Below are 11,671 nucleotides of genomic sequence, written 5' to 3' on the forward strand. Positions count from 1 at the left end.
GCAACCGGTCAAAGTCCCACTCCAATCCTCCGCTTACTACGGTTGAAGGGGATGTCTGGTGTTTCGCGTGCGAGCTCCAACCCTGATCATTGGTGGAGTTGTCGATGCCCGCAAAAAGACTTCGTATCGGCGTGCTGTTCGGCGGGCGCTCAGCCGAGCATGAGGTCTCGCTGCTCTCGGCGGCCAATGTCATGGCCGCGCTGGATCCGGCGAAATACGATGCCGTTCCTATCTTCGTCACGCGCGAAGGACTGTGGCTGCTAAGCAGCTTCGAGGGCGGCGCGCTGGCAACGCCATCCTCTGGCACGCAGCTCTGCCTGGTGCCGGGCGGGCATGGACGGATGCTGGCGATACCCGCCGGCGGGACTCCCCACGACCTTCCCGCCATCGATATACTGTTTCCGGTGCTGCATGGCCTGCATGGCGAGGACGGCGCGGTGCAGGGATTGGCCGAAGTGGCGCGCGTGCCGCTTGCCGGCTGCGGCATCCTCGGCTCCGCCACGGCCCTCGACAAGGACATCGCCAAGCGGCTGCTGAAGGCGGCCGGGCTGCCCGTCGCACGCTCGGTGGCGATCGACGAGGGTGCGGCGCCATCGCTCACCGAACTGGAAGAGCAGCTCGGCCTGCCGCTCTTCATCAAGCCGGCGCGGCAAGGTTCGTCGGTCGGCGTCGCGAAGGTCAATGCCAGCCAGGAATTCGACCGGGCGCTGACAGAAGCCTTCCAGCACGACCGCAAGCTGCTGGCGGAAGAATTCGTTCGTGGCCGCGAGATCGAATTCAGCGTGCTGGAGAGCCCCGCGGGCGAACTTTTCGTCTCGCGTCCAGGCGAGATCGTGCCCGCGGAGAGCCACGGCTTCTACAACTACAATGCCAAGTACATCGACGAAGACGGCGCGGCACTGATCGTGCCGGCCGAGCTGCCGCCGGAGGTCGAGGAAGCCATGCGGGGCACAGCCGCAAAGGCGTTCAGAGCGCTTGGCTGCGACGGCATGGCCCGCGTCGACTTCTTCCTGATGCCGGACCTGAATTTCCTGATCAACGAGCTCAACACCATTCCCGGCTTCACCAATATCAGCATGTACGCCAAGGCGATGGCGGCGAGCGGCGTCAGCTACCCGGAAGTCATCGACCGCCTGGTGGCGCACGGGCTGGCGCGCGCCGGCCGCTGAGGCCAGGGTTGAGCTACTAATAGCTCAGATCGCCGCATCACTCCGGCAGGCCGGCCTTGCGGAAGCCATCGACGAAATGCCCGAGCGTCGCCTCGTCGCGGAACGGCTCCGTGTCGACCCAGCGCTGCGTAGAGAAATGCGGATTGCCGACGAGGAACAGCGCGACCTCGGTGCGCGCCTCGTCGAGGCGGCCGAGCTGCGCCAGGCTTGCCGCGAGGAAGCGGCGTGAGCTGGTGCGGTAGGTCTCGTCGCGGCGTAGCGTCTCGACGGCCGCCTCATAGTCGCGGGCCGCATACTGCGCCTGGCCGAGCGTCAGGTAATACCAGCTCGGCGGAAATGGATTGAGCCGGAATGCCTTGCGGATGTGTTCGAGACTCAAGTCCACCTGGCCGGCCAGCACCTCGATGTCGGACAATGTCGCCCAGATATCCGCCTCGTTCGGATCGAGTTCGATCGCCTTGGCGAACTCAATCTCGGCCTGTTCGAAATCGCGCTCATAGGCAAGCAGGTTGGCGAGCACCCAGCGGCAGCCGGCGTCGTTGGGATCGATCGCCACTGCCCTGTGCGCCAGTTGCAGAGCCGTGCTGCGGGCAGGCTCGAACGGCTCACCCCAATGCACCCAGCCCATCCAGTGGTTCATCGCAAGCCAGCGATAGGCCTCGGCATAGTCCGGGTCGAGCGAGATCGCGCGCGTGAGCATCAGATGCGCTTCGCGCGCCATTTGCGGCGACTCGTCGAACATTTTGCGTGCCCGCACGACGAGATCGTAGGCTTCGAGGCTCTTCGGCCGATTGCGCTCCGGCGGCGCGCGCAGCCGTCCGAGCAACGCCTCGACGATCTTACTGGTAGCCTCATCCTGAACGGCGAAGATGTCCTCCAGGCCGCGGTCGAAACGCTCCGCCCACAGATGCTCGCCGCTCAGCGCGTCGATCAGCTGCGCGTTGATGCGCACGCGTCCCGCGGCGCGTCTTGCGCTGCCCTCCAGCAGATAGCGCACACCGAGCTCCCCGGCGATGGCGCGCACGTCCATGGCCCTGCCCTTGTAAGCAAAGACCGAATTGCGCGCGATGACGAAGAGACCCGGTATCCGCGACAAATCGGTGATCAGGTCCTCGGTCAAGCCGTCGGCGAAAGACTCCTGCTCGGGGTCGTTGCTCAGATTGATGAAGGGCAGCACGGCGATCGACGGTTTGTCGGGCAGCGGCAAGGGTTTGCGTGTGGCGTCGGCCTGTTCGACGGTACCGGTGAAGCGATAGCCGACACGCGGCACCGTGGCGATCCACTCGCCGCCACCGGTCGCCGGTCCGAGCAGCTTCCTGAGCTGCGCTATCTGGACGGTGAGATTGCCTTCCTCGACGGCGGTGCCCGGCCAGGCAGCGTCCATCAGCTCGGCCTTGGCCAGGATTTCGCCGGGACGCGCGACGAGGGCCTCGAGCAGCTTCAGTCCGCGATGGCCGGCGGCAACGGGAACATCGCCCCGAAGCAGCGTTCCCGCGCCCGGATCAAGCACAAACGGTCCGAAGGCAAAGCGCGATCCCTGCATGCGGCGATCTATAGAGCAATTCCAGGAAAAGTGTGAGCGGCTAAGTTCGGCGCCTTCGCCGTAACCTTCCGCCCGGAATTGCGTAAAAACAAAGGGATAGAGCGGTTCGCCGTTTCCGTGAAACGGTGAACCGCTCTAGCCGATTTGGAAGTTTTGAGAACTATTTGGGAGGGCTTAATTACGCCGCCGGTCGCCTGCGGCACAGTGCAATCTCAATCAGGTCGAGGGCCTTCGGAACCCTCGTTTCGATGGAGGTTGCCATGAACGACAGCTTTGCGCCTTCCACATGTCTGGCGGCGCCGTCCGCAATGCGCACAGGCCGCCGGCGCTTCAGCCTCGCGGCCTGGCGCGGCCTCGTCGCCGAGCGCCGCAAGCAGGCCTATTTCCGCTTCGAGCTCAAGCGCATGGCGATGGACAATCCGCATCTGATCGACGATATCGGACTGACGAAAGAAGAGGTCGAGGCGGAGATCGCCAAACTGCCTTTCTGGCAGCGGTGAGGCCGCAACGGCCCTTACAAAGACAGAGAGCGGCCCATTGGACCGCTCTCTTCATTTTGCGACGGCCTGAGCCCTTACTTGGCATTCGGGTTCGGCATCCAGGCAGGCATGGCGACATTGGCATGGGCGAACTGCGGCAGCTTGGCCGACAGGTCTTCCATGTTCTTGATGTCCTTGTCGATCAGCTCCTTCTGGGTGATCAGCGTCGGCGGCACGATGACGTTGTGGCCGGGATCCTCGCCGGCAAGCAGCTGCGCCAGCGCGCGCACCGAGACCTGGCCGACGACGGCCGGGTTGGTGGCGGCGGTGGCAGCCCAGGCGCTGTCCGGCTCGCGCATCGCGGCGATATCCGAGGTCGAGATATCGGCCGAGTAGATCTTGATGCCCTTGTTCAGGCCGGCCTCGTCGACGGCAATCTTCACGCCCTTGGCGAACTCGTCATAGGGCGCGAACATCACCTTGATGTCGGGATGCGCCTGCAGCACCGAGCGCGCCTGGTTGGCGACCGAGTTGGCGATCGGGTTGTCGAGCGTGCCGAACTGCGCGACCTCGCTGATGCCCGAATATTTCTTCTTGACGTCCACCCAGGTCTCGTTGCGGCGGTCGAGCGGGGCGATGCCGGCGACATAGACATAGCCGGCCTTCCAGCTCTCGCCATTGTCCTTCACCGCCTGCTCCAGCGCGAGCCTGGCTAGGTCGCGGTCGGACTGCTCGATCTGCGGGATCTTCGGATTCTCGACATTGACGTCGAAGGCGACGACCTTGATGCCGGCGTCGACAGCGCGCTGGGCGGCGTCCTTCATCGATTCCGTCAGGCCGTGCTGGATGATGATGCCCTGCACGCCCAGCGCGATCGCCTGGTCGACCATGTCGGCCTGGAGCGCGGCGTCCTGGCGGCTGTCCAGCACGCGCAGATCGACGCCGAGCGCCTTGGCCTGCGCCTCGACGCCGGACAGATAGGCCTGGAAGAAGTCACCGGTCGACAGATAGCGCACCAGCGCGATCTTGACGCCCGGCTTGTCGAATGGCGCCGGCTTGTCTGCCGCCAATGCCGTGCCCTGCATCAGCAGCGCCGCGCCGGCGAGGCCGAGTGCCGCCTTCCCCAAAAGTCTCCTTGTGATGCTCACTTTTTCCTCCGTTTGTGTTCTCATCAATGTCCCGGTCGCAACTATCTCTTGCCCCTGCCGGAAAGGGCGAAGGTGAAGACAAGGGCGACGACGAGCACCGCGCCCTTGACGAAATCCTGCGTGTAGTAAGGGGCGTTCATCATCGTCAGGCCTTGCAGCAGGACGCCGACGAACACCGCGCCGACGGCCGTGCCGAAGGCGTTGGGCTTGGCCGCGCCGAGCACCGCGTAGCCGATGAGCGCCGCCGCAACTGCGTCGAGCAGCAGATTATTACCCGAGGCGATGTCGCCGCGTCCAAGCCGGGCAGCGAGCAGAATCCCGCCGATCGAGGCAAAAACTCCCGAAATGACATAAGCCCAGATTTTGTATGCCTTGACAGGCGCGCCGGCGAGTTCGGCGGCTCGCTCATTGGAGCCGACGGCATACATCATGCGGCCGAAGCGGGTGTATTCGAGGAAGAACCAGATCAGCACCGCAAGCACGACCAGCACCACCACTGAAACCGGGATCAGGTTCGGGATGAAGAAGTCGATGCGATGGCGGCCGAGTGCCAGGAAGGCTTCCGAGAACTTGCCGTTGGCGACCGAGCCGTCGGGCATGGTCATGCCGGTGGCGATCGAGCGTCCTTCGGTCGGGATGCGCTGCAGGCCGAGCAGCAGGAACATCATGCCGAGCGTCGCCAGCAGATCGGGCACACGCATATAGACGATCAGCCAGCCGTTGATCAGGCCGACGATGACGCCGATGACCAGGCAGGCGATGACGGCGACGATGGCGTTCTGCTCCAGCACCACCATGGCGTAAGAGGCCGCCATCATGGCGCTGGTAGCGACTGAGCCAATAGACAGGTCGAAGCCGCCGACGACGAGCGTCGCGGTGACACCGAGCGCCAGCACGCCGGTGATGGCCACCGACTGGAAGATGAAGACCGCGCTTTGCGGCGAAACGAAGCCGTCGGCTGCAACAGCGAAATAGGCGATCAGCCCGACCAGCAGGACGATGAAGCCGTAGCGGATGGCGTAGTCGCGCATCATTCAGCGCCCCGCCGCGCGGCATTCGAACTCAAACGCATTCCCAGTCCACTCCCTGCAATTTGTCCCCCTCACGCAGCGCTGTGAAGCGGGCCGCCGGCCACTTCCGCCAGCAGCCGGTCGAGGTCGATATCGGCGTTGCGGTGCTCGCCGACGATCGTGTGTTCCGACATCACCAGGATGCGGTCGGCGGTTTCCAGCGCCTCGTCGATCTCGGTGACGAAGATCAGCGTCGCCCGGCCGTCGGCGCTGGCTCGAAGCTTCGCGGCGATGTCGCGGCGCGCCGAAATGTCGACGCCCTGGAAGGGCTCGTCGAGGATGAAGAGGCGCGAAGCCTGCGACATCCAGCGCGCCACCATCACCTTCTGCTGGTTGCCGCCGGAAAGCGCCGACAGCTCGTCCTTTTCGGAGCGGCAGACGATGCCGAGCTCGTCGATCTGGCGGCGGGCGGCGACACGCTCGGCGCGCGTCTTCATGACACTGAAGCTCGACATGCGCTTGAGGAACGGCAGGCTGATGTTGCGTTCGATGTTGAAGCCGCCGACGATGCCGCTCTCGGCGCGATCCTTGGCAACCAGGAAGACACCGGCGGCGATCGCCTCGCGCGCCGAGCCCGGCGCGTAGGGCTTGCCATCCATATGCATGGTGCCGGCAAGCGGCTTGCGCACGCCGAACAGCGTTTCGGCCAACGCCGTCTTGCCGACGCCGACAAGGCCGGTGATCGCCACCACCTCGCCGGCGCCGAGCGTCATCGAGATCGGCTTCGACCCTTGCGCGATCCGCAGCCCCTCGGCGGTGAAGATCGCGCTGGCCGAGTGTCTGGCGACGACCCTGTCGAGATGGATCTTGCGCCCGAGCATGGCGTTGACGGCACCCTCGTAATCAAGCGGTTTTTGATCGAATGCGCCGGAGATGACGCCGTCGCGCATCGACACGATGCGGTCGGCGAGGCGCCTGATGTCGGACATGCGGTGCGAGATATAGAGGATGGCGACACCGTGACCGCGCAGCCGGTCGATCAGCGAGAACAACCGGTCGGCCTCGGCGCTCGACAGCGACGAGGTCGGCTCGTCGAGGATCAGCACTTTGGGCTCGTGCGCCATGGCGCGGGCAATGGCCACCATCTGCCGGTCGGCCAGTGACAGATCGCTGACGCGCGCCTTGAGGTCGATTGTGAGCCCCATACGGTCGGCGACAGCCTTGGCTTCGGCGCGGACATTGGCTGGCTTGAACAGCAATGACGCACCTTTGCCGCTCAGCCGGTCGAGCGTCAGGTTGGTGGCGACATCGAGGTCGGCCACCACGCCGTCATTGATGTTCTGGTGCACGGTGACGACGCCGGCGCGGATGGCCTCGGCGGGGGTCTGCGGATCGAACGCATTGCCGGCGAGCCGCATCGTGCCGGCACCGCGCGCATAGACGCCACTGATGATCTTGACCAGGGTGGATTTGCCGGCGCCGTTGGCGCCCATCAGCACGGTAACCTCGCCCGAATGAAGTTCGAGCGAGATGCCGCCAAGCACCTCGTTCTGGCCAAAGGATTTCCTGAGGCCGTCCACACGGAACACGGCATCTGCGCCCATTCGTTCCTCCCTGATCCGTGACGCTATGGGCTCATTCGTCAATTGTCAACACGATTGACATTTGCCAGAGCGCTTCCTAGCTTGGCCCCGCCGCCGTGGCTCCGCTATCGTCGGAAACCACGCGCAGGAGGGGAGAGCATGACTGGAAAGTTCGAAGCATTGTCGGTTGAGACGCTGCCGAAGCGCCTTGGCGGAACCGCGGCGCTGACCGAGCGCATCGGCAAGGATGCCAGCCGCTGGAAAGTACGCGAGGTCGGCGACGGCAATCTCAACCTCGTGTTTATCGTCGAGGGCGACCAGGGCGCCGCGGTGGTCAAGCAGGCGCTGCCCTATGTGCGGCTGGTCGGCGACAGCTGGCCGCTGCCGCTCAAGCGCTCCTTCTTCGAATATCATGCGCTGACCAGGCAAGAGCGCCGCGCGCCCGGCTCGGTGCCGGCGATCTACCATTTCGACGAAACCCAGGCGCTGATCGTCATGGAATATCTGGCGCCGCCGCACGTCATTCTCAGGCGCGCGCTGATCGACGGCCGCGAATTGCCGAACATCGCGCGCGAGATCGGCCTGTTCATGGCCCGCACGCTGTTCCGTGGCTCCGACCTGTCGATGATGGCAAGAGAGCGGAAGGCCGACCTGGCGCTGTTCGCCGACAATGTCGAGCTTTGCGACATCACCGAGAACCTGGTGTTCTCCGATCCGTATTTCGACGCCAAGATGAATCGGCACACCAGCCCGCAGCTCGACGGTCTGGTCGCCGAACTGCGCGCCGATCGCGACCTCAAGGTCGAGGCGCAGCGGCTGAAACATCTCTTTGCCGCCAATGCCGAGACCATGCTGCATGGCGACCTGCATTCGGGCTCGATCATGGTCACCGACACAGAGACCCGGATGATCGATCCGGAGTTCGCCTTCTACGGTCCGATCGCCTTCGATGTCGGCATGCTGCTCGCCAATTTCTGGATGGCCTTCTTCTCGCAACGCGGCCATGAGGAAAACGGCAGCCGCGACTCGATGCGCGCCTATCTGCTCGGCGTCACGGCCGAGACCTGGGCGACCTTCCGCGCCGAGTTCTCGCATCTGTGGCGCACCGAACGCACCGGCATGCTTTACCAGCGGAGCCTGTTCGAGGATCAGGGCGACAGGCTGGGCGCTGAGCAGGCGCTCGACCACATGCTGCATTCCATCTGGACCGACCTGCTCGGCTTTGCCGGCATCGAGGTGCACCGGCGCATCCTTGGGCTGGCCCACAATGCCGATTTCGAGACCATTGCCGATCAAGACCTGCGCGCCAGATGTGAGGCCAAGGCTTTGCGCTTCGGCCGCCACATCGCCGTCAACCGGCGGCAGATCCACAGCATCGACGAGGTCAACAATCTGGCCGCGCTGATCGAACAGGAGAACAGAATTTGAACGTCGGCGAACGCCACTACCGCACCATCTGGCTCAGCGACGACAAGCGGTCGGTCGAGATCATCGACCAGCGCTGGCTGCCGCATGAGTTCCGCATCGAAAAGATCGGAACTGTCGGCGGCATCGCCACCGCGATCCGCGACATGTGGGTGCGCGGCGCGCCGCTGATCGGCGTCACCGCCGCCTATGGCGTCGCCATCCAGATGATGGACGATCCGTCGGACGAAGCGCTCGACGCAGTGTGGGAGACGCTCAACAAGACGCGGCCGACGGCGATCAACCTGCGCTGGGCGCTGGACGAGATGCGGCGGCACCTGAAGCCGCTCGCGTCGAAGGAACGCGCGGAGGCTGCCTACAAGCGGGCCGCCGAGATCGCCGACGAGGATGTCGGGTTGAACCGCGCCATCGGCGAGAATGGGCTTGCCATCATCAGAGAGATAGCGGCGAAGAAGAAGCCCGGCGAAACCGTCAACATCCTCACCCATTGCAATGCCGGCTGGCTCGCGACGGTCGACTACGGCACCGCGACCGCCCCCATTTACCTCGCGACGGAGGCCGGCATTCCAGTGCATGTCTATGTCGACGAAACCAGGCCGCGCAACCAGGGCGCCCAGTTGACCGCCTGGGAGATGGCCGGGCACGGCGTGCCGCATACGCTGATCGTCGACAATGCCGGCGGCCATCTGATGCAGCATGGCGACATCGACATGGTGATCGTCGGCACTGACCGCACCACCGCCAATGGCGACGTCTGCAACAAGATCGGCACTTATCTGAAGGCGCTGGCCGCCGCGGACAATGACGTGCCCTTCTATGTCGCGCTCCCCTCGCCCACCATCGACTGGACCGTCGCCGACGGACTTGCGGAAATCCCGATCGAGGAGCGCTCGGGCGACGAGGTTTCGCTGGTTTGGGGCAAGACGGCCGACGGCAAGATCGCGCAGGTGCGGGTGTCGCCGGATCAGACGCCGGCGGCGAACCCGGCCTTCGATGTGACGCCTGCACGGCTGGTGACCGGGCTGATCACTGAGCGCGGCGTGGCAAAGGCCTCGCGCGAGGGGCTGAAGGCGATGTTTCCGGAGCGGGGGTAGCTGATCTCCCCCCCTCGTGGGGGGCGCAGAGGATCGCGGCGCTGCAGGATCAAGGTTCCTCGCCCCACGCAAGTGGGGAGAGGTGGCTCGGCGAAGCCGAGACGGAGAGGGGAGCGCCCTACGAAGGCCCCTCTCCGTCCGCTTCGCGGAAACCTCTCCCGGCCTCTGGCGGGGCGAGGAACCCAAGGTTAGCTACGTCGGCGGGACAGCGCCCCCTCTACCCTGCCGGGCATCCCCAACAAGGGAGAGATTGGCTAGACGCCAATTGACAGCGTCGTCCTCCTCTCCCATAAAACCTGCGTTAATGTTCTCAGGGCGGGGTGAAAGTCCCCACCGGCGGTAAGAGCCTCGGCTCAAGCCCGCGAGCGCCTTTCGCGTAAACGGAAGGGTCAGCAGATCCGGTGCGATTCCGGGGCCGACGGTTAAAGTCCGGATGGAAGAGAACGATCGCTAAAGACGGTCCGCTCGCGCGGGCCGGTTTTTTGCGTCGTGCGTCCTGATTCTGGTTCGAAACGGAAGGAAGGACCCATGAATCAGCATTTCCCCAAAGACCATACTGCCCTTCGCGTCGCCGTCATCCGCGCGCGTTGGCATGCCGATATCGTCGACCAGTGCGTGGCGGCGTTCGAGGCAGAGCTTGCCGCCCTTGGCGGCTTTGCCGTCGAGGTCTTCGACGTGCCGGGAGCCTATGAGATCCCGCTGCACGCCAAGACCCTCGCCGAGACAGGCCGCTACGCCGCGATCCTCGGTACCGCCTTCGTCGTCAATGGCGGCATCTATCGCCACGACTTCGTGGCGAGCGCCGTCGTCGACGGCATGATGAATGTGCAGCTTGCGACGGGCGTGCCGGTGCTGTCGGCGGTGCTCACGCCGCACAATTATCATGAGAGTGCCGAGCACCACCGCTTCTTCCACGAGCATTTCATCGTGAAGGGCAAGGAAGCCGCGAAGGCTTGCGTCGAGATCCTCGCCGCGCGTGCAAAGATCGCCGCCTGAGCAACCGGTGCACCAGAACTAAACCGATTTGGATTTCAGGACCGCAACGAGAGTGGTTGCGGTGCGTCGGAAATCCAGCCAGAAGCAACGGGGCCGCCCGACGCCGGGCGGCCATTTCAAACGGGCTCGAACCAGATACGGGAGACTATTCGTTGGCTCGCATCACACTGAGACAATTGCTCGACCATGCCGCCGAACACGGCTATGGCGTACCTGCCTTCAACATGAACAATATGGAACAAGGCCTCGCCATCATGGAGGCGGCCGAGGAGACCAAGTCGCCGGTCATCCTTCAGGCCAGCCGCGGCGCGCGTGCCTATGCAAATGACGTGGTGCTGGCCAAGCTGATCGACGCGCTGGTCGAGATCCATCCCGATATTCCGGTCTGCATGCATCTCGACCACGGCAACAACGAAGCCACTTGCGTCACCGCGATCCAGTACGGCTTCACCTCGGTGATGATGGACGGCTCGCTGAAGGAGGACGGCAAGTCGCCGGCCGACTACGCCTACAATTCCGGCATCACCCGGCGTGTCGTCGACATGGCGCATTGGGGTGGTGTCTCGGTGGAAGGCGAGATCGGCGTGCTGGGCTCCCTGGAGAGCGGCGGCGGCGAGCAGGAAGACGGCCACGGCGTCGAAGGCGCGATCAGCCACGACCAGTTGCTGACCGACCCGGTGCAGGCTGAGCAGTTCGTGCGCGACACGCATGTCGACGCGCTGGCGGTGGCCATGGGCACCAGCCACGGCGCCTACAAGTTCTCGCGCAAGCCGGACGGCGCGGTGCTGGCGATGAACGTAATCGAGGAGATCCATCGCCGCCTGCCCAACATGCATCTGGTCATGCATGGCTCGTCCTCGGTGCCGGAGGAGTTGCAGGAGATCATCAACAAATATGGCGGCCAGATGAAGCCGACCTGGGGCGTGCCGGTGGAAGAGATCCAGCGCGGCATCAAGCATGGTGTGCGCAAGATCAACATCGACACAGACAACCGCATGGCGCTGACCGGCGCGATCCGCAAGGTGCTGACCGAGAACCCGTCGGAGTTCGATCCGCGCAAATACCTGACGCCGGCGATGGCTGCCATGAAGAAGCTCTGCAAGGAGCGCTTCGAGCAGTTCGGCACCGCCGGCAACGCGCCGAAGATCAAGCCGATCCCGTTGGCGGACATGGCCAAGCGCTACAAGTCGGGCAGCCTAGATCCGAAATTCGGCTGAGCAGCAT

At 64.4% G+C, this 11,671-nt stretch carries 10 protein-coding genes and 1 riboswitch; of the genes, 6 read left to right on the forward strand and 4 right to left on the reverse strand.

Annotated features, from left to right (window positions below):
* Window positions 1–104 precede the first annotated feature (104 nt).
* A complete protein-coding gene (locus tag DPM35_RS04195; protein WP_112126022.1) occupies window positions 105–1,169 on the forward strand; it encodes a D-alanine--D-alanine ligase family protein in 1,065 nt (354 codons plus the stop codon).
* A gap of 37 nt (window positions 1,170–1,206) precedes the next feature.
* On the opposite strand, the gene DPM35_RS04200 is transcribed toward DPM35_RS04195, so the two are convergent.
* Window positions 1,207–2,712, reverse strand: coding sequence for a winged helix-turn-helix domain-containing tetratricopeptide repeat protein (locus DPM35_RS04200; RefSeq protein WP_112126023.1), 1,506 nt, complete (start codon window positions 2,710–2,712; stop codon window positions 1,207–1,209).
* A 260-nt stretch (window positions 2,713–2,972) separates the two neighbouring features.
* Here DPM35_RS04200 and DPM35_RS04205 point away from each other — a divergent pair, with 260 nt between their 5' ends.
* Window positions 2,973–3,212, forward strand: coding sequence for a DUF1127 domain-containing protein (locus DPM35_RS04205; protein ID WP_112126244.1), 240 nt, complete (start codon window positions 2,973–2,975; stop codon window positions 3,210–3,212).
* Between the two features lie 74 nt (window positions 3,213–3,286).
* On the opposite strand, the gene DPM35_RS04210 is transcribed toward DPM35_RS04205, so the two are convergent.
* The 3 genes from DPM35_RS04210 to DPM35_RS04220 form a co-directional block, all read right to left on the reverse strand.
* Window positions 3,287–4,339 carry a substrate-binding domain-containing protein gene (locus DPM35_RS04210; RefSeq protein WP_112126024.1) on the reverse strand — a complete coding sequence of 351 codons (1,053 nt, stop codon included), beginning with the start codon at window positions 4,337–4,339 and terminating at the stop codon, window positions 3,287–3,289.
* A 41-nt stretch (window positions 4,340–4,380) separates the two neighbouring features.
* A complete protein-coding gene (locus DPM35_RS04215; protein ID WP_112126025.1) occupies window positions 4,381–5,373 on the reverse strand; it encodes an ABC transporter permease in 993 nt (330 codons plus the stop codon).
* Between the two features lie 68 nt (window positions 5,374–5,441).
* A complete protein-coding gene (locus DPM35_RS04220) occupies window positions 5,442–6,953 on the reverse strand; it encodes a sugar ABC transporter ATP-binding protein (RefSeq protein WP_112126026.1) in 1,512 nt (503 codons plus the stop codon).
* A 138-nt stretch (window positions 6,954–7,091) separates the two neighbouring features.
* On the opposite strand from DPM35_RS04220, the gene mtnK reads away from it, so the two are divergent.
* The 4 genes from mtnK to fba all read left to right on the forward strand — a co-directional run bounded on the left by mtnK (window position 7,092) and on the right by fba (window position 11,664).
* Window positions 7,092–8,360: an S-methyl-5-thioribose kinase gene (gene mtnK, locus DPM35_RS04225; RefSeq protein ID WP_112126027.1), complete on the forward strand. Its 1,269-nt coding sequence runs from the start codon at window positions 7,092–7,094 to the stop codon at window positions 8,358–8,360.
* Window positions 8,357–9,451 (forward strand): S-methyl-5-thioribose-1-phosphate isomerase, encoded by a 1,095-nt coding sequence (gene mtnA, locus DPM35_RS04230; RefSeq protein WP_112126028.1) that lies wholly within the window; start codon window positions 8,357–8,359, stop codon window positions 9,449–9,451. The genes mtnK and mtnA overlap by 4 nt, the downstream gene beginning before the upstream one ends.
* A 302-nt stretch (window positions 9,452–9,753) precedes the next feature.
* Window positions 9,754–9,900: riboswitch (FMN riboswitch) on the forward strand.
* 79 nt (window positions 9,901–9,979) lie between these two features.
* The gene (locus DPM35_RS04235) at window positions 9,980–10,447 is read left to right on the forward strand and encodes a 6,7-dimethyl-8-ribityllumazine synthase (protein ID WP_112126029.1); all 468 of its coding nucleotides are present in this window, start codon (window positions 9,980–9,982) and stop codon (window positions 10,445–10,447) included.
* Between the two features lie 152 nt (window positions 10,448–10,599).
* A complete protein-coding gene (gene fba / locus DPM35_RS04240) occupies window positions 10,600–11,664 on the forward strand; it encodes a class II fructose-bisphosphate aldolase (protein WP_041005077.1) in 1,065 nt (354 codons plus the stop codon).
* The last annotated feature ends 7 nt before the right edge of the window (window positions 11,665–11,671 follow it).

The organism is Mesorhizobium atlanticum (genome assembly GCF_003289965.1).
GTDB lineage: Bacteria > Pseudomonadota > Alphaproteobacteria > Rhizobiales > Rhizobiaceae > Mesorhizobium > Mesorhizobium atlanticum.